We start from the raw sequence: 17,825 nt of genomic DNA on the forward strand, positions 1-17,825 counted from the left end.
AGGGGTCGGGTCCGATAATCCCGTTGCAACGCGAAAGCAATCGGATTCGTTGCCGACGCTACGTCAACCAAAGCTGCACCTTCCTTGTCGGACACTAGCCACAGGCTTTGATGAATCGCCGCACCGTTTCAGCCATGCCATGCTCGAGCGCGTCCGCGGTCAAGCCGTGTCCGATAGATACTTCTGCCAAGTCGGGAATGCGCCTGGCGAGCGCCGGCAAGTTGGCGACCGTAAGGTCGTGGCCGGCATTGACCGCAAGACCTGCGCTGCGTGCTGCATCTGCCGCCTTGCCGAGTTTTTCCAGCTCCCTGGCAGCCCTTGCCGGATCATCGTGCGCACCGCCATACGGCCCGGTGTAGAGCTCGATACGATCGGCGCCCAGCGCCTTCGCCACGTCCATGCCGGCAGGATCCGGGTTGGCGAACAGCGAGACGCGGATGCCTGCCTTCTTCAAGCGCTGCACCACAGGCGCGAGGAACTCTCTCTGGCCGAGGAAATCCCAGCCATGATCGGAGGTCGCCTGCGCGGGGTCGTCCGGCACCAGCGTCACCTGGTCCGGTTCGGTCTTCTCCACGAGCGAGAGGAACTCTTCGGACGGATAGCCTTCGATATTGAACTCGGCCTGCGGGAACTCGTCATCGAGCAAGGCCCTCAGTACCGGCAGGTCGGAGCGGCGTACATGCCGCTCGTCCGGCCTGGGATGGACGGTGAGCCCGTGCGCGCCGGCCCGCAGTGCGATTCGCCCCAGCCCTTCCACGCTCGGCCATGGCAGATCGCGCCGGTTCCGCAGCATGGCGATGGCGTTGACATTGACGGAGAGCTTTGCAGGCATATGACACCAGACACATTGAGGCAAAAGAGATATATAGGGTTTGCCCGGAACTGACACGCCGGGCTGTGGATTTTCACCGGCGCGTGAGTCCGAAAGGACCGACCCGATGCATTTGACCGCAACCGTGCCGTTGCCGCCGATCCGGCGGATCGAGACGAGCCGAGACGACCTATGCGCGCTCGAGATTGCCGGGCGCATCACCGCGCCCGACGTCGAGAACGCCTACGGGCTGATCGAAGGCGAGTTTGCGCAGCACGACGAGATCGATCTCCTCGTCCGCATCGCCGACTACGGCGGCGTGGATTGGTCGACAGGCGCCAATCTCGATATTTTGCGCCGCAAGCTGCGCGCTATCGGCCACATCCGACATTACGCGCTGGTTGGCGGCCCGTTCTGGCTGCGTGGCATTACGGCCTTATCGGCGCCGTTCATGTCGATGGAGATCCGCCGGTTTGCGCTAGAGGACGAGGACGCTGCCTGGAAGTGGTTGAAGGCGCGTCCGCTCGAAATGACTTAGCTAACTGCCCGACCCGTGATCGACCACGACAGTGGCGGTGAGGCCAGCCACCAGCCTCGCTTCTGCAGGAACGTTCTCGAGGGCAATGCGCACCGGAACGCGTTGCGCCAGCCGGACCCAGGTGAAGGTTGGGTTGACATTGGCCAGCAGCGAACCCGCGGCGCGCTCCCGGTCCTCGATGCCCGCCGCGATGCTTTCAACCCGCCCCGTCAGGGTGCCGGGCTGTCCCATCAGCTTGATGACAGCCTTGGCACCGACCTCGATACGGCCGAGCTTGGTCTCCTCGAAATAGCCTTCGACCCGCATCGAATCGCTGTCGACCAGAGCCATGATCGGCTGACCGACGCCTACATAGTCGCCGGGGCGCAGGCTGAGATTGGAGATGGTGCCGTTCACCGACGCCTTCACGTCGGATCGGTCCAGATTGAGCTGCGCCAGATCACGGGCCGCAACGGCCTGCCGATAATCGGATTCGGCCTCCATTACGGTCGACCGTGCCTGTTCACGTTTTTGGACCGTCACCACCGCATCATCGAGATGCTCGAGGCGATCGAGATCCCTTCTGGCCTGCTCGAGCGTCGCCTGCCGGCCCTGTGCCACGGCTTCGGCCTGCTCCAGGGCGATAGCGAAACGCCGACGATCGATACGGAAGAGAATGTCGCCCTTCCTGACCGTCTGGTTGTCGTGGACGAGGACCTCGGTGACCAGTCCCGACACGTCGGGCGTGACCCCGATCACGTCGGCGCGCAGATGCGCATCGCGCGTCCAGGGGTCATTCATGTTGTTATCCCACAATCTCCAGCCGACGCCAGCGGCCGCGGCGACGACAATGAGGGTGACGAGGACGCGCCCAGCTCGGCGCAGAAAGCGGTTTTTCATGGAAGCAGCCATTGGGATAGCGAAGACATTGCGCCAAGGATCAGGACGTAGAGCGCGAGATTGAACAGGGACCGGTGCCAGACGAGACTGTAGATGCCGGTCCACGACAATGCCTGCCAGACCAGGCGCGCCGCCGCGAAGGCAGCGAGCATCAGGACCAGGAGGCCGGGCAGGTAGACGCCGAGGATGTTCACTTCGGTCTGCATGGCGAAGCTACTCGGCTGCCGCCGCCACTTGGACGGCCCGCAGGTCGCGGTTCCAGCATGGCGGTACGGAATTCGGGAAAAGCGCGCGGCGCATGCCGACGAGCGCGTCGACGGCGCGCCGCGCCGGCACGGTGCTCCGCCGCGAGGCAAGGGCAAGCGCGGCATCGATCCCATGAAGCAGTTGCGGCGGCGGCTCGACGGCCGAGTGACGCTCGATGCGTTCGCCAAAAAGGTCGGCCACGCCGGCCAGGGCCGCCCCAACCGCGGCGACTTCATCCGGCGTGAGCAGGCGCTTCAGCCTCTGAAGCTCGACGATGTTCAGACCGAGCCGTATCTCGGCATAGCCGTCGAGTTTTCCTAGTTCCTTGTCGTCCATCCCCACCAGGCGGGGAACCAGTTGGCCGAGCCGGTCCAGCATTCGCCCCGCCAGGCGCTCATGGTCCTGAACGCGGCGGCCGGCAGCCAATTCGGCCAGATCCGACCATCCCGCGTGGACCAGGCGCCAGGCAGCGATCTCGCCGCCGAACGGGCGAGTGATGAGGTTCCACAGCAGGGCGAAGCCGACCCCTGCCAGCGCAGCGATGCCGCCGCCGACGAAGGACTGGAAATCGGCCGAGAAGCGGTTACCCAGGGCGATGAAGGAGGCCGTGTTGACGGTGAGCAGCATGGCCAGAATGCTCAATTGCGGTCTCGGAATGAGTGTGCCCAGCAGCAGGAAGGGGGGCGCCAGCACAAGGACCAGCATGGTAAAGCCGTGCACGATCGGCAGGATGGCGAAGAGATAGATGCCGGTGACCACCAGGCTGACGGTGCACCAAATGAACATCGACAGCAAAAGCGGGGCCGGCCGATCCTGCGCGGCGAAGAAGGAGCAGGCCACCGCGACCATCATCACGAAGCCGGCCCCTTCGGGCCAGCCCGAATAGATCCAGAATGCGCTCGCCACGAGCGTCGCGGCGACGGCCGACGCAGCGTAAAAAGCCATCATGCCATAGTCGTAGTGTCGAGTTCGGACGACCGTGCGACGGCGGCGGAATGCAAACTTCGGGCGCCGCGGGTCTCCGGCGGCGATCCGATCCCTCAACTCCAGGCAATCGTGCCAGAGATCGACGATCTCGCGCAGCCGGTACAGCGCGCTGTCGAGGATGAGCCCGGTCCAATCCGTGGACCGGGCGGGCGGAGCCAGTTCGGCAAGTTCGGCCCGGAACCGTTTAGCCCGCTCCGGGTCCGTCACGCCGACCATCCAATCAGCGATTTCGCCGATCAGTCCCCCCAGCCTTGAAGGCAGCCCATTGTCCAACGCCTTGAGCGCATGCAGCCGATCGGCCAGCGACGAGAACAGCGGCAATAGCATCATCAGCCGGCCGCGCAGCTCGCGAGCCTGGCGGGTCACGCCGCGGGTATGGGCATCGTAACTGAGTTGGCTGATGAGCAGGTCCAGACCGGAAATGTCGGCCGCGAGCTTCTGTCGCCCTAGTGGCGTTGCGGGAGCGGCGCCCTCGCCGCGCAGGATTTCATCCGCCCACCCCGCCGCGTCGCCCAGCCAGCCCGAGATGCGCTGGGAGAGAACCGAGGCCAAACCCATTGGGAATACGACCTGCGCCACGACGCTGGCGCAGACGATGCCGAGGATGATCTCCTGGCTGCGGGCCGTGGCGATGTCGAAAATCGTCGCGGGGGCGTCGACCGCGGGAAGCGCGATGAGCGGCAGGGTGTACCCCGCCAGCATGAAGACATAGCTGCGAGGCGTGCGGTCCAGCATGGAGATGAAGAGCAGCCCGCCCGTCCAGAACGCGACGACAAGGCTCATCAGCAGCGGAGAATTCACGAATATCGGCAGCAGAAGGACCGATGCGGTGGCGCCGACCAGCGTTCCAAGCGCCCGATAGAGGCCCTTCGAGCTGGTCGCTCCCGCAAGCGGATTGGCCACTACATAAACGGCCGCCATCGCCCAGTAGGGACGCGGCAGGTCGAATGCCAGCGCGATGTAGAGGGCCAGCATGGACGACAGGAACGCCTTGAACGAAAATAGCCAGTCCTGCCAGGAAGGAAGGGTCATCGGTTCCCCTCCCTCCCGCAGGACGGGCCGCCCCTGCTCGAATCTTCCGGCCTATCTGTCGATGTCGACATCCTTGCTCTCCTGCCCGCTTGTCGGCACGATCAGGTCCTGCCGATCAGGCTGGCAGTGATGGCGCGCGAACATGTAATGGCAGGAACGGCTCCGCTGGGTGCCGCTTCGGTTATGGATGACATTCAAGATTACCCCGAGGAAGCGCTCGTGGATCGCTGGCTCTTTTTTCTGGTATCGATGTGGGTTTCCCGGCCGTCTTAGCGCGCCGGGATTAGATTGCATCTAAATAGTTTGCATGCAAAGATTTTTCAATGGATGACGATCAATTCAGAAACCGGGAAACGCTCGGCCAGCTTGTCGCAAACGTTGCGCGCCTGTGGCGCCGGAGCGCCAACGACAGGCTCGACCGCTGCGGCATTTCGCATGCGGTAGCGATGCCCTTGCTGGCGCTGTGGCAATTGGGCGGCGAAGCGCGCCAGGGAGCGGTGGCAGATCAGGCGGGCCTCGAAGGGCCCTCGGTGGTCAGGCTCATCGACCTTCTGATCGCGGAAGGGCTGGTCACCCGGCGTGAAGACCCGAGTGACCGCCGGGCGAAGATCCTGTCCCTTACGAAGGAAGGAGCGGCCAGGATGAAGTCAATCAACGCTGTCCTGGCCGAGTTGCGGCACGAGCTGGTGACAGGAATCAGCGATGCGGAGCTGGAAACTGCCGCCTCGGTGCTAGAGCAGGTTCAATCCAAGCTCTGGAACGACGTCAGCGTAAGATAGGGTTTCGCCTTGATGTATGACGATCGGTTCAGGCTCACGCTCACGCTGTAGCTACCGCACGACGGTCAGGCGCTCGGCAGCGCGCGTGATCGCCGTATAGAGCCAACGCTGCCGAGTTTCCCTGAAGGCGAAACTTTCGTCGAACAGAACGACGTTGCTCCACTGCGAGCCCTGCGCCTTGTGGACGGTAAGCGCGTAGCCGTAGTCGAACTCATCGTACCGCTTGCGGCTTGTCCAAGGGATATCGGCCTCCGGATCCTCGAACACGGATTTCAGAAGCTTGATCTTCGCGACGCCACGGTCGGGATCGTCCTCTTCCGGCGAGACGAGCAGATTGATGCCGGGTTTCACCGTCTCGCGGGAGGAGGTCATTACCTTCCACAACGAACCGTTGAGCAGGCCCTTGTTGGGATCGTTCCTAAGGCAGACCAGCTTGTCGCCGGCTTGCGGAAAGGCGGCGGTGAAGCCCTTTAGCTCGCGCAGGCGAACGTTGTAGCGCCGCCGCGTGCGGTTGGTGCCGACCAGCACCTGGTCTGCAGCGAGCACCAGTTCCTGCGTCACGTCTTCGCGGCCGATCACCTGCGCCGTGCCGTAGTCGCCACGCATGAACTGCCGGCCTTCGCGGACGTCGAGCGCCAGCCGGATGATCGGGTTGTCACGTGCCTGGCGATGGATTTCGGTGAGAAGGAAATCGGGCTCGTGTTCCGTAAAGAAGCCGCCGCCCGAGATCGGTGGCAGCTGGCCGGGGTCGCCGAGCACCAGGATTGGGGTCCCGAAGCTCAACAAGTCGCGCCCCAGTTCCTCGTCCACCATCGAGCACTCGTCGATGATGACGAGCTCGGCGCGCGCCACCGGGCTCTGGCGATTGAGCGCGAAAGTCGGCGACATCGAGGTCTTGCCGGTCGCCTCGTCGGATACCGCTTCCTCCCCGCGTGGGCGGTAGATGAGCGAATGGATGGTGCGCGCGTTCGTGGCACCCTTCGAGCGCAGCACTTGTGCGGCCTTGCCGGTAAAGGCGGCAAACTGAACCTGCCCGTCGACATTCTCCGCGAAATAGCGCGCCAGCGTCGTCTTGCCGGTTCCCGCATAGCCGAACAGGCGGAAGATCTGCGGCTTGCCGGTCTTGAGCCAGCGCCCGACCGCCTTCAGCGCATCGTCTTGCTGCGGTGAGAGTTGCATGTGCCCGTGAGACAGGATTCGCGACTGCTCCGCAAGATCGGACCGCATCGGCCCAGCCAAGACAGCCCTGAGTTAAAGCTGAAGACTAGCTTCGAGCCAAAGAGAACACAAGAGGAACAGAACTCAGCCCAAATGGCAGGCGGCACGCGCCCTACGACTTTGCCGCCAATCCCTTCAGCGCCCGCAAGGTTTCGCGCAACCCTCGGTGAAGCTGCTTGTCGGGGCGCACGACGAGCGCCAGCGTGCGGTGGAGTCTCGGCGACAGAGACCTGATCACAAGGTCGCGATTTTCTCTCTGCCGGCTGAGCGCCAGCCGCGGCAGTACCGCGCAGCCCAGGCCCGCGCTGACCAGTTCCTTGATCGCTTCGACGCTGCCGAGCGACATGACTGGCCTTACAGGGATGTCTGCCTCGCCCAGCCATGTGTCCACGAGACGCCTTGTGTTGCCGCCTGGCTCGAAGAGCAGCAGGGGGAGTCGAGAAAGAATTGCGGGCGTAACCTTGTCGGGCAGCTTCGTGTGAGCGGCAGCGACTGCAACGAACTCATCTTCGATTAACGGTGTGAACTCCAGCATCCGGCCGGAAGCAGGCAGCGTGATCAGGCCCACATCCAGCAGGTTGTCCTGCACCGCTTTCACGATATCCGGCGTGTTGCCGGTTTCGACCGTGATGTCGATCTCCGGAAATCGCCGGCGGAGTTCGCGTAGCGCCGGTGGCAGCAGAAAGATACAAGCTGTTGCGCCCGTGCCGATGCGCACGCGCCCCGCTGCGCCGGCCACATGGCGCGCCATTCCGTCGAGCGCGGCCGCGACCTCGGAATCGATCCGGCGTGCGTGGTCGAGGAGATCTGCTCCTGCAGCGGTCGGCCGCGCCTTGCGGCCGACCCGTTCGATCAAGCGGACATTCAGTCGCTTCTCGAGCTGGCGAATCTGCAGGCTGATTGCCGGCTGGCTGAGCTTCTGCCGGTTCGCGGCAGCCGAAAAGCTGCCGAGTTCCACGACGTCCAGGAATGTGCGGAGTTGGTCCAGATTGAGGCTGCGCAACCGAAGAAATCCTTATACTCGGCATTGCCAGCAGAAGTATTTCTTTACCGCGCGTCGCGCGTCAACATCGAAAGCCGTTCCAGCACGGTGTCCGATGCGCTTCAGGCTGATTTTAATTCCGCAGATTCTAATGGAAGCCGGGCGCTATCTGGCTCTCTCGCCGCGATCACGCATCCGCCAGTTGGCTGCCCTGCGAGAGCTCGACAGTCGGCTGCTGGCCGACATCGGCGTCACCAGGGCCGAGGCGACCCAAGGCCGCCCTTTGCAAACACATTTCGTCGACCCGGCGAAGGCAGTGAAACACCCCTCTAGGCGGCCTGCGGCTCGGGAACTTCCTGCACAGGACGTTCGGGGTCAATCAGCAGCGAGATGACGGCGGCCATGATGCCGGTCATGCCGGCGATCAGGAAGGCGAGCTGGTAATCCCCCTGCAGCTCGCGCATGGCGCCGCCGAAGAAGGCAGCCGCGGCTGCGCCAACCTGGTGCCCTGCAACGACCCAGCCGAACACCAGCGGTCCGCTGCGGTCGCCAAAAGCCTCGTTGGAGAGCCTGAGCGTCGGCGGCACGGTGGCAATCCAGTCGAGCCCGTACACGATCGCGAAAATCGTCAGGCTGGCCGCCGAGAAGCCCGAATAGGGCAAATAGAACAGCGAGAGCCCGCGAAGCCCGTAATACATCGCAAGCAGCTTGCGCGGATCGAAGCGGTCGGTGAGCCAGCCCGACAGCGTCGTCCCGATCAGGTCGAACACCCCCATCAGGGCGAGCAGGCCTGCCGCCTGTACCTGCGGGATGCCCATGTCGCCGCAAAAGGCGATCAGATGTGTGCCAACCAGGCCGTTGGTGGTGAAGCCGCAAATGAAGAAGGTGGCGAACAGGTACCAGAACACGCGCCGGCCGGCGGCGTTGCGCAGCGTCGTGAGTGTCAGCGTCAGGAAGTTTCCCGACGCCACGACAGTCTCGGGTTCAGGTCCCTCGGCACCGTAGCGCGTAAGTCCGATTGAGGACGGCCTCTCCGGGACCAGAAAATACACGAGCGGAACAAGCGCGGCCGTCGCGACCGAAATCGCGATCGCCACAGGCTTCCAGCCGCCATACTCCGAAAGGGCGGCGAGGACCGGCAGAAAGATCAGAAGTCCGGTCGCCGCGCTTGCCGACATCAGCCCCATCATCAGGCCGCGATTGGTCTTGAACCAACGATTGACGATGGTTGCCCCGAGCACGGTCTGGACCGCACCCGAAGCAACGCCCGTCATGACGCCCCAGGTGGCGACGAGATGCCAGGATTGCGTCATCAAGAGGCTGAGCGCCGTCGAGCCGGACATGATGAGGAGCGCGCAAAGCAGCGTGCGCCTGAGCCCCGCCCGCTCCATCAGCGCCGCAGCGAACGGGCCGGCAAGCCCGTACAGGAAGATGCCGACGGCCGCGGCAAAGGAGATCACGTCACGCCGCCAGCCGAAGGCGTCCTCCAACGGCAGCATCATGACCGACATCGAGGAGCGAAGGCCGGCCGAGATGAGCAGGGAAAGGAAGATCACGGCCACCACCACGAAGGCATAGCGCTGGCCGAACGGACGAATCTGGGCTATTGTCATGTAACCGACCGGTACGTATCTAGAAGGACGGACAGTACGTACCGGTCAGTAACATTGTCAACAGGTCGATCCATGGAAAAATCTGATACGATGGATCAGATTTCCGAAATCAAGCCGCGGGCCGCCGAGCGCATTCTCGGCGTTGCGCGCAAGCTTTTCTATCTGGAAGGCATCCGTGCAGTTGGCGTCGACGAGATCGTGCGGCAAGCCGGCGTCACCAAGCCAAGCCTCTACCGCAGCTTTCCGTCAAAGGACGAGCTCGCAGCCTCCTACCTCAGGGAATACGAAGCAGCGTTCTGGGAGCGCTTCGACGCCGCGGTGGAAGCTCATCCAGGCGACCCGCGCCAGCAGGTCATCGCTTTTCTCTCGCGCGTAGGCGAGCGGGCCGTCATGGTCGGATATCGGGGCTGCGGCATGACCAATGCGGCGGTCGAATATCCCGAACCCGGGCATCCCGCGCGCCTCGTCGGCGAGAACAACAAGCGCGAGTTGCGGCGGCGCCTGCGCGCCATGGCAGCGGAAATGGGCGCGGCCGACCCGGACACGCTGGGCGATGGGCTGCTGCTCCTGATCGAGGGTGCCTATATCAGCGGCCAGCTCTTCGGCCCCGGCGGTCCGGCGGCGGCAGTGGCCAGAAATGCCGACCTTCTGATCGAGGCGAGCCTCAAGTAGCGCCCTCTCCACCACGCTGCGGATCATTGTCGAGCAGGATCGGCTTGCCGTGCGGAGTGGCATGCGCGGCCCGCTGCCAGGCTTCGGAGAGCGCGTCGATCTCAGGCACGCCCGCCACGCCCTTTGCCGAAAGCAGCTTCTCCAGCGCCTTCAGCCAATGCTCGTAATAGTCGCTTCCGTCGGGCGCTGCGCCGGGCGTCTTGAGTTCTGACGACAGGGCCTCTGCCCACTCGCTCCAGGTGAACAGGCCGCGCTCGTGAAGAGCGACAACCAACGCAAAGGCTTGAGCCTGCCACGGCTCGGAGAAGACGGGATCGTCGATCCCGGATACGCTCCACTTGGCAGCATCATGCCGGCTCAAGATAGCTCTCCCAGGCATCGATGCTGATCGAAAGGGTGGGATCGGCTCCCTCGCCCCAGATTTCGCCGGCGTCGAAGACCACCGTGTAGACCCATTGCGGGTTCTCGCCACGGCCATGCGCGTTGGTGTCGGGAAAGACGAAGCCGCCGCGGACCGCGTCGATCACGCCAAGTTTGCCGCGCGCATAGCGCGGCAGGCGCGTGTGTCCCGTCGGGTTGGAGTTCTTCGTTCGTACCCGGTCGCCAACTTTGAACATCGCCGGCCTGTCGAGCGGCCGGTCACATGGCCCACCGCGCGCAAGCATTGCCGGGACATCCGTTCCCCTCAGCACGCGTTTCGGCGTCGTTGGAGTGGCGGATGCTTGGCCCGCCGCAAGCTCATCGGCGGTGACGAAGCCGTGACGCTCGAGCAGAACTTCGAGCGCCTTGATCCAGATCTCGTAATAGCTCGAGGAATAGTAATCGGCAGGGTGCAGCGATTCCCGCGCATGCCGGCTCTCGTCGATGTTCCAGTGACCCATTGCTCCGGCGCAAAGGGTCACGCCCAATGCCCGCTTCTCCCAGTCGGCATGGAAGTAAGGCTCGTCCTTCTCCGGCGCGACCGGCCCGAAACCCATCTGGCCGCCGAGATCCTGCGGCCCGTTCATGCCGGTTTCCTCGCCAGCGCCGTGCCAATCATGGAATCGCGTGTGACAAGCTCGGCCAGCGCCTCTTCACTCATGCCTTCCGAGCCCTCGGGCCGCATCGGCACCACCAGATAACGCAGTTCCGCGGTCGAGTCCCAGACGCGGATCATCGTTTCATTCGGGAGAGTTAGTCCGAATTCTTCAAGCACGCTGCGCGGATCGATGACGGCGCGGCTGCGATAGGGTGGCGCCTTGTACCAGACCGGCGGCAGGCCGAGCACCGGCCACGGATAGCAGGAGCATAGCGTGCAGACGACGAGATTGTGCGTATCCGTCGTGTTGAACACCGCCTGCATGTGCTCGCCCTGCCGGCCTGTGAAGCCGAGCGATGCGATTGCCGCCGTCGCGTCGCGCTTCAGCCACTCCGCATAGGCCGGATCGGTCCAGGCTCGCGCCACCACCTTCGCACCGTTCCGGGGACCTACCTTGGTTTCGTAAGTCTCGACGATCGCGTCTATCGCTGCAGGATCGATCAGACCCTTGCCGACGAGAATGGTCTCGAGCGCGCGCACCCGCGCCGCCATGGGGTCGAGCTCGTTATCGTGCTGATGGTCGTCGGACATGCCAATCTGATAGACTCCGCCCGGGGCAGAGGCAAGGAATCATCTGGCAGCAGCCTGCGCATTGTTCCATCGACCGGCCGGCCCGGCTATCGTCCGCGCATGCGGGTCTTGATTCTGGGCGGCAACGGCTTCATCGGCTCCGAGATCTGTCGTGTGTTGTCCGGACGGGGCCATGCGGTCACGGCGCTCGCTCGCGCTCCCGAAAAGGCGCAGCGCCGCTTGCCGAACATCGCCTATTTGTGCTGCGACCTGAGAGGTATGCAGGCCGCCTCCGATTGGGCATTCCTGTCGAATTTCGACGCTGTTGTGAATGCAGCCGGCGCGCTACAGGACAGTTCGCGGGACGATGTCGCCGCCGTCCAGAAAGGTGCCATGCTCGCGCTCTATGCGGCTGCATCGACTGCCCGCATCCGCCTCATCATCCAGATCTCGGCGCGCACCGACGGCCCGGGATCGGGCCGCGAATTCCTCGCCACGAAGCATCAAGCCGACCAGGCGTTGAAGCAATCCGGCGTGGCCTTCATCATCCTGCGGCCCGCGGTCGTTATCGGCCGCAACGCCCACGGCGGCTCGGCCTTGCTCAGAGCGCTCGCGGCAATCCCGTGCAGGACTCCGCTGATCCATGCCGAGGCTCAGATGCAGTTCGCCGCGCTGAGTGATGTCGCGCAAGCCGCAGGCGACGCGATCGAAGGGCATATCCCTACCGGCAGCGATCTGATTGTTGCAGCGCCGGAGACGCTGTCGGTGCGCCACGCGGTGGCGGAACACCGGGCTTGGCTCGGCCTGCCGCCGGCGAAAACAGTCGAAATTCCAGCAGGATGGGCGCAGCCGGTCGTGTGGCTAGCCGACCTGCTCGGACGTCTCGGCTGGCGCTCTCCGCTACGCTCGACAGCTATTGAGATCGCCGGCGGAGGCGCCGCTGTCACACCGTCCTTGGCTCGAACGGCGGAACGAGCGGCCGCGCCTCTGGCCGCGACCTTAGCGGCAAATCCCGCCGGAGTGCAGGATCTCTGGTTCGCCCGCCTCTATCTCATCAAGCCGCTCATCCTCGGCATTCTGTCGCTGTTCTGGTTTGCCTCGGGTGCCATCGCCCTTTTGCACTTCGATCAGACCGCCGGCCTGCTCGCTGGTGCGATCGGTTCGCGGCCAGCCGCATCAGCCTTGACGGTGGCGACCAGCCTGGCCGACCTGCTGCTCGGAATGGCTGTCGTCTTTCGCCGCTTCGCGCGCCCGGCACTGATCGGCATGGTGCTGCTTTCGCTCGCCTATCTCCTGTCCGCGACCATCGTTGCGCCTGAGCTCTGGGCCGATCCATTGGGGCCACTCGTCAAGGTCCTGCCGGCCACCATGCTTGCCCTTGTTGCGCTCGCCATTCTCGACGAGCGGTGACGATGGAAGACATCCTCCGCTTCGTCCATGTCATTGGCGCCACCGTCCTGTTCGGCACTGGCCTCGGCATCGCCTTTTTCATGGTTATGGCGCATCGCACGGGAGATGCTGCGAAGATCGCCCATGTCGCCGAAACAGTGGTCATAGCCGATGCCGCTTTCACGGCGACGGCAGTCATCCTGCAGCCGATCACGGGCGTGCTCCTTGCTCATCAGGTCGGCTGGCCGCTTACGGAAGGATGGGTCGTGTTATCGGTCGCCCTCTACGGCGTCGCCGGGCTTTTCTGGCTGCCGGTCGTCGCCATCCAGATCAGGCTGCGCAACATTGCCCGCGAGGCTGCGTCTTCGGGAACCCCTTTGCCCAAGCAGTACCATCGCCTCTACCGTGTCTGGTTCGCGTTCGGCTTCCCGGCCTTCTTCGCCGTGCTTGCCATCTTCTGGCTGATGCTGACAAGATCGCCGATTCCAATCCCGTTCATGGCGTCACCGTAAGCGCCTTCGAGCCGGTTATTCCGCCGCCTCCCGCTTTTGCGGCTCTTCCTCCTCGAACAGCGAAGGCTGCTCGCTCACGAGTTCCAGCTCACGTGGCTCGCTTGCCGGCATCCGCGCCGCCCGCTTCGGGGCAAGGCTGAGCAGCCAGTCGGAGAAGCGCTCCATGTAGACGTAGATGACCGGCGTGATGAACAGGGTCAGCGCTTGCGAGGCGAGCAGGCCTCCGACGACAGCGACGCCGAGAGGCTGACGTAGCTCCGCGCTGGCGCCGGTGCCGAGTGCGATCGGGAAAGTGCCCATCAGCGCCGCGAGCGTCGTCATCATGATCGGCCGGAAGCGCATCAGGCAGGCGCGATGGATCGCTTCCAGCGGCGCCATTCCTTCGCGCCTGAGCACCAGAGCCACATCCACCATCATGATGCCGTTCTTCTTGACGATGCCGATCAGCATCAGGATGCCGATCACCGCGATCAGCGAAACATCCATTCCCGCAATCAGCAGTGCGATCAGCGCTCCCACCACCGCCGACGGCAGGCCGGTCAGGATCGTGAACGGGTGCACGAAGCTTTCGTAGAGCATGCCCAGCACGATGTAGATCGTAAGGATGGCGCCGCCGATCAGCAGGCCCTGGTTGGCGAGCGAATCCTGGAAGGTCTTGGCGGTGCCGGCATATGTCGTCGAGACGGTCTTCGGCAGCTCGAGCTGGTCCTTGAGGGCATTGATGCGCGCTACGCTTTCGCCGAGGGCCACACCCTGCGGCAGATTATAGGAGATCGTCACCGCCGGAAGCTGGCCAAGCTGGTTCACCGTGAGCGGCCCTCCGGTTCGTTCGACCCGCGCGAAGGTGCCGAGCGGCACGAGGCTGCCGCTCGCAGTCCTCACCCTCAGCGCCAGCATCCGCTCCGGTGACCATTGGATCGTCGGATCGAGCTCGAGGATGACCTGATAGCTATCGGCGGAGCCATAGATCGTCGAGATCTGCTCCGTGCCAAAGCCGGAATAGAGCGTCGAACGCAGCGTGTCGGCATCGATGCCGAGCGTGGCGGCCTTGTCGCGGTCAACCACCACCGTCGCCTGGAGTGCGTTGTCGCTGAGATCGGTGGTGACGTCGGCGAAGGTGCTATCCTTGTTCATGGCGTCGGCGAGCTTCGTCGCCCACACATTGGTCTCGGCCGTGTCCAGGCTCTGCACCACGAGTTGGTACTGGCTCTTCGACGAGCGCGCGCCAATGCTCAAATTCTGCACAGGCACCATGTAGGTGTTGATGCCGGGAATCGCGGCGAGCTGCTTTCTCAGGTCTGCCAGCACCCTTTCCAGGTTGGGACGCTGGTCCTTGGGCTTCAGCTCGACATAGAGACGGCCGTTGTTGAGCGCGTTCGATCCTCCACTACCTCCGACGGACTGGCCCAGATGCGCGACATAGGGCGATTTGGCGAAGACTGCAGCGACCTGCGCCTGCAACTTGACCATCGCGTCGAAGGAAATGTCCTGGCGGGCCTCGGTCGTGACCTGAAGCTGGCCAATGTCCTCCTGCGGGAAGAATCCCTTGGGCGATATCTGCAGGAGCCAGACCGACAGCGCCGACGTCGCAAGGAAGACAAATACCACCAGCAGGCGATGCTTGAGGCAGAAGCTCAGTGAACGGTCATAGCCGCGCAGGAAAAATCCGTGCTTGGGCTCCCCGGTCCCGGCCGCCGCCGTTCCGGCGCGGCCCGTTTCGGCGGGCTTGGGCGCGCTGAGCAGTCGCGAGCAGAGCATCGGGGTCAGCGTCAACGAGACGAACATCGAGGCGAGGATCGCGACCGTGACTGCCACCGCAAACTCGTTGAAGATGCGGCCGACCACGCCGCCCATCAAAAGCACGGGAATGAAAACGGCGACCAGCGAGATCGAGATCGAGATGATGGTGAAGCCGATCTCGCGCGAACCCTTCAGCGCCGCCTCATAGGCGGTGAGCCCGTCCTCCTCCATGTGGCGGAAGATGTTTTCGAGCATCACGATCGCGTCGTCGACGACGAGGCCGACAGCGAGCGTAAGCCCCATCAGAGAGACATTGTCGATCGAGAAGTTGAAGAGATACATCACGCCAAGCGTGGCGATCAGCGAGATCGGGACGGCAACAGCCGGGATCACGGTGGCGGTCACCCGCCGAAGGAACATGAAGATCACCAGCACCACGAGCACGATGGTGAGGCCGAGCGTGAACTGCACGTCGTCGACCGCGGCGCGGATCGAGGTCGAGCGATCGTTGAGAAGCTTGATGCTGGCCGAAGCGGGAAGCTGATCGTCGAAGGAAGGCAGCATCGCTTTCACCCGGTCCACGACTTCGACCGTGTTGGCGTCGGGCTGCCGTTGGACGGCCATCAATATGGCGCGCGAACCGTCGTACCAGCTCCCCGTGTTGGTGACCTCGACCGAATCGATCACCCGCGTTACGTCGCCGAGCCGCACCGGGCGGCCGTCGCGCGTGGCGATCACCAGGTTCGAGAAGGCGGCCGCATTGTTGAGCTGCGTGGTGGCTGTGATGGTGAGCTGCTGCTGGCTGTTCTGCAGCGTCCCGACCGGCGTGTTGCTGTTGGCTGCTGCAACGGCGCTCTTGAGCTGGTCGATCGAAATGCCGCGTGCGGCGAGCGCGGTCGGGTCGATCTGGATGCGAACCGCGTATTTCTGGCTGCCGAAGATCGCCACCTGGGCGACACCGTCGAGCGTGGAGAGCGCCGGTGAAATCACGTTTTGGGCGAAAGCGTCGAGTTCGGTGAGCGGCACCACGTCGCTCGTAAGTGCCATGATCAGGATCGGCGCATCGGCCGGATTGACTTTGCGGTAGCTCGGCGGGCTGGTCATCTGCGGCGGCAATGTCCGCAAAGTGCGCGCGATCGCGGCCTGCACATCGGCCGCAGCCGCGTCGATGTTGCGGTCGAGAACGAACTGGATGGCGATCGAGGTAGCGCCGAGCGAGTTCGTGGTCGAAATGGAATCGATGCCGGCGATCGTCGAGAATTGCTTGATGAGCGGCGTGGCGACCGAAGTCGCCATTGTTTGCGGCGAGGCGCCGGGCAATTGCGCCGAGACGTTGACCACCGGGAACTCTGCGCTTGGAAGCGCTGCGACCGGCAGGAACCTGTAGGCGAACAGTCCCCCGAGCACGAGGGCGAATGACATCAGCAGCGTAGCGACGGGGCGCCGAATGCAGAATTCGGAGATCATCTCGGCGCTCCGCCGGCCGGGCCCTCTTGTGCGACCGTCGTCCCGGCAGCATTGTCTGCAGCGTCCACCCGAACCGGTGTGCCGTCGGTAAGCCGTGTCTGTCCTTCAACGACCACACGCTCACCGCTCTTCAACCCCCCGCTCACCGCGACGTTGTCGCCGACGGTCAACGCGACCTTGATCTGGCGCAACTCCACCTTGTTGTCCGGCTTCACGACATAGACGAACGGGCCCTTCTGGCCGGACTGGACCGCCACGGTCGGAACGGAGGTCAGCTGGGACGCCACCCCCGCGTCGAGCACGACATCGACATATTGGCCCGGCCAGAGCATCAGATCCGGATTCGGAACCGTGGCTCTCGCCGAAATGGTGCCCGAGGCCGTATCGACGCTGGAATCCAGGAAATCGAGCGTTCCCTTGCCGATCGGTTTCGGGTCGCCGTCGGCATGGAGAGTGACTGCGTCCGGCTGCGGCGAGGCGAGCGCCTTCTGCAAGAGAGCGAAGTCGCTCTCCGGCAAGTTGAAGGTAACCCGCAGAGGATCGATTTGTGTGAGGGTGACCAGGGGCGTCGAGGTGCTGGCGTTGTTGTTCGTGGTGAGATCGCCGACGGCGACACTGATCGCGCCGAGCCGACCGGAGATCGGGGCGGTGATCGTGGCGTAGCCGAGCTGCACCGTGTCGACGTCGAGCTGAGCTTGATCGGCAGCAACGTTGGCCTCACCGGCTTTCTCGTTTGCCAACGCCTGGTCGTAGGCTTGTTGCGTGCCGGCCTGTCTGTCCATCAGGTTCTTGGCTCGCTTCAAATCCGCCTGCGCGCTTATCAGCATGGCCTGGTCCTTGGCGAGCGCGGCCTTGTCGCGCTCCACCTGGGCCTTGAGCGCGCGGTCGTCGAGCTGGAACAGGAGATCGCCGGCCTTCACCATCTGTCCGTCTTTCGCGGCAATCGAGACGATCTGGCTCGAAATGCGGGAGCTGATGCCGACCACCGCAGGCGAAGAGATCGAGCCGATGGCATAGCGACGGATCGGAAAATCAGCCGTAGAGGCAGTGGCCGTGACGACAGTGACCGTCCGCGCCCCACTGGCATGCTGCTTCTTTTGCCCGGCATCCGGCTGCTTTGGTCCGGAATCCGACTGCCTTTGCCCGGCACCGGGCTGCGCGAATGACAGGGCAGGCTCCAACTTTCCCGCTATTTCCGGCCAGAAATACAGTCCCGCACTCGCGACGCACGCGGCCACGAGGACCGAAAACACGATCTTCCTGCGCATCGTCTGGACCCCTTCCACACACGCCAAACGCCGGGGCTCCGCAGCGCGGAGTCACAAAGGTCCTCCCATACATAATGCGGGAGCGCGGCAGAAAACCGGCTCCG

Annotated in this window: 18 protein-coding genes; 6 read left to right on the forward strand and 12 right to left on the reverse strand. The window is 63.9% G+C overall.

The annotated features are described in order from the left end of the window. Positions 1-94: 94 nt before the first annotated feature. A complete protein-coding gene (locus SAZ10_RS02720) occupies positions 95-832 on the reverse strand; it encodes a pyridoxine 5'-phosphate synthase (RefSeq protein ID WP_318607614.1) in 738 nt (245 codons plus the stop codon). Between the two features lie 106 nt (positions 833-938). On the opposite strand from SAZ10_RS02720, the gene SAZ10_RS02725 reads away from it, so the two are divergent. Beyond that, complete coding sequence (locus tag SAZ10_RS02725; protein WP_318607615.1) at positions 939-1,349, forward strand: STAS/SEC14 domain-containing protein; 411 nt, start codon at positions 939-941, stop codon at positions 1,347-1,349. Here the strand turns inward: SAZ10_RS02725 and SAZ10_RS02730 are convergent, their stop codons facing one another. The 3 genes from SAZ10_RS02730 to SAZ10_RS02740 are packed head-to-tail and all read right to left on the reverse strand — an operon-like array spanning position 1,350 to position 4,493. After that, positions 1,350-2,228, reverse strand: a complete 879-nt coding sequence (locus SAZ10_RS02730; RefSeq protein WP_318607616.1) for an HlyD family secretion protein — start codon at positions 2,226-2,228, stop codon at positions 1,350-1,352. Beyond that, positions 2,225-2,434 (reverse strand): DUF1656 domain-containing protein, encoded by a 210-nt coding sequence (locus SAZ10_RS02735; protein WP_318607617.1) that lies wholly within the window; start codon positions 2,432-2,434, stop codon positions 2,225-2,227. Before SAZ10_RS02735 ends, SAZ10_RS02730 begins: the two co-directional genes overlap by 4 nt. A 7-nt stretch (positions 2,435-2,441) precedes the next feature. Next, positions 2,442-4,493: an FUSC family protein gene (locus SAZ10_RS02740; protein ID WP_318607618.1), complete on the reverse strand. Its 2,052-nt coding sequence runs from the start codon at positions 4,491-4,493 to the stop codon at positions 2,442-2,444. A gap of 323 nt (positions 4,494-4,816) precedes the next feature. On the opposite strand from SAZ10_RS02740, the gene SAZ10_RS02745 reads away from it, so the two are divergent. After that, entirely contained in the window at positions 4,817-5,272 is a 456-nt protein-coding gene (locus SAZ10_RS02745; protein ID WP_318607619.1) for a MarR family winged helix-turn-helix transcriptional regulator, read from the forward strand. A gap of 51 nt (positions 5,273-5,323) precedes the next feature. On the opposite strand, the gene SAZ10_RS02750 is transcribed toward SAZ10_RS02745, so the two are convergent. Beyond that, positions 5,324-6,451, reverse strand: a complete 1,128-nt coding sequence (locus tag SAZ10_RS02750; protein ID WP_318607782.1) for an ATP-dependent RecD-like DNA helicase — start codon at positions 6,449-6,451, stop codon at positions 5,324-5,326. A 151-nt stretch (positions 6,452-6,602) separates the two neighbouring features. Then, positions 6,603-7,493 carry a LysR family transcriptional regulator gene (locus SAZ10_RS02755; RefSeq protein ID WP_318607620.1) on the reverse strand — a complete coding sequence of 297 codons (891 nt, stop codon included), beginning with the start codon at positions 7,491-7,493 and terminating at the stop codon, positions 6,603-6,605. A gap of 130 nt (positions 7,494-7,623) precedes the next feature. Between SAZ10_RS02755 and SAZ10_RS02760 the strand changes: the two genes are divergently transcribed. Beyond that, on the forward strand, positions 7,624-7,866 hold the full coding sequence (locus tag SAZ10_RS02760) for a DUF1127 domain-containing protein (protein WP_318607783.1): 243 nt from the start codon (positions 7,624-7,626) through the stop codon (positions 7,864-7,866). Here the strand turns inward: SAZ10_RS02760 and SAZ10_RS02765 are convergent. Further along, on the reverse strand, positions 7,802-9,085 hold the full coding sequence (locus SAZ10_RS02765; protein ID WP_318607621.1) for an MFS transporter: 1,284 nt from the start codon (positions 9,083-9,085) through the stop codon (positions 7,802-7,804). The genes SAZ10_RS02760 and SAZ10_RS02765 overlap by 65 nt on opposite strands. A 90-nt stretch (positions 9,086-9,175) precedes the next feature. Between SAZ10_RS02765 and SAZ10_RS02770 the strand changes: the two genes are divergently transcribed. Beyond that, positions 9,176-9,757, forward strand: coding sequence for a TetR/AcrR family transcriptional regulator (locus tag SAZ10_RS02770; RefSeq protein WP_318607622.1), 582 nt, complete (start codon positions 9,176-9,178; stop codon positions 9,755-9,757). Here the strand turns inward: SAZ10_RS02770 and SAZ10_RS02775 are convergent. Genes SAZ10_RS02775 through nthA form a run of 3 tightly spaced genes read right to left on the reverse strand, consistent with a single transcriptional unit; the run spans position 9,750 to position 11,366 of the window. Then, positions 9,750-10,136 (reverse strand): nitrile hydratase accessory protein, encoded by a 387-nt coding sequence (locus SAZ10_RS02775; RefSeq protein ID WP_412535142.1) that lies wholly within the window; start codon positions 10,134-10,136, stop codon positions 9,750-9,752. The genes SAZ10_RS02770 and SAZ10_RS02775 overlap by 8 nt on opposite strands. Then, a complete protein-coding gene (gene nthB, locus SAZ10_RS02780; protein WP_318607624.1) occupies positions 10,105-10,764 on the reverse strand; it encodes a nitrile hydratase subunit beta in 660 nt (219 codons plus the stop codon). Before nthB ends, SAZ10_RS02775 begins: the two co-directional genes overlap by 32 nt. After that, positions 10,761-11,366 carry a nitrile hydratase subunit alpha gene (nthA, locus tag SAZ10_RS02785; RefSeq protein WP_318607625.1) on the reverse strand — a complete coding sequence of 202 codons (606 nt, stop codon included), beginning with the start codon at positions 11,364-11,366 and terminating at the stop codon, positions 10,761-10,763. Before nthA ends, nthB begins: the two co-directional genes overlap by 4 nt. Positions 11,367-11,465: 99 nt before the next feature. Between nthA and SAZ10_RS02790 the strand changes: the two genes are divergently transcribed. Together SAZ10_RS02790 and SAZ10_RS02795 are read left to right on the forward strand one after the other, a co-directional pair. Next, the gene (locus SAZ10_RS02790; protein WP_318607626.1) at positions 11,466-12,755 is read left to right on the forward strand and encodes an SDR family oxidoreductase; all 1,290 of its coding nucleotides are present in this window, start codon (positions 11,466-11,468) and stop codon (positions 12,753-12,755) included. A 2-nt stretch (positions 12,756-12,757) separates the two neighbouring features. After that, complete coding sequence (locus SAZ10_RS02795; RefSeq protein ID WP_412535143.1) at positions 12,758-13,246, forward strand: DUF2269 family protein; 489 nt, start codon at positions 12,758-12,760, stop codon at positions 13,244-13,246. Positions 13,247-13,261: 15 nt separating this feature from the next. Here SAZ10_RS02795 and SAZ10_RS02800 read toward each other — a convergent pair whose 3' ends face one another. Beyond that, positions 13,262-16,453: an efflux RND transporter permease subunit gene (locus tag SAZ10_RS02800; RefSeq protein ID WP_318607628.1), complete on the reverse strand. Its 3,192-nt coding sequence runs from the start codon at positions 16,451-16,453 to the stop codon at positions 13,262-13,264. Continuing rightward, positions 16,450-17,721 (reverse strand): efflux RND transporter periplasmic adaptor subunit, encoded by a 1,272-nt coding sequence (locus SAZ10_RS02805; protein ID WP_318607629.1) that lies wholly within the window; start codon positions 17,719-17,721, stop codon positions 16,450-16,452. The genes SAZ10_RS02800 and SAZ10_RS02805 overlap by 4 nt, the downstream gene beginning before the upstream one ends. Between the last annotated feature and the right edge of the window lie 104 nt (positions 17,722-17,825).

Origin of the sequence: Mesorhizobium sp. BAC0120 (assembly GCF_033542235.1) — a bacterium.
Classification (GTDB): domain Bacteria; phylum Pseudomonadota; class Alphaproteobacteria; order Rhizobiales; family Rhizobiaceae; genus JAWRCU01.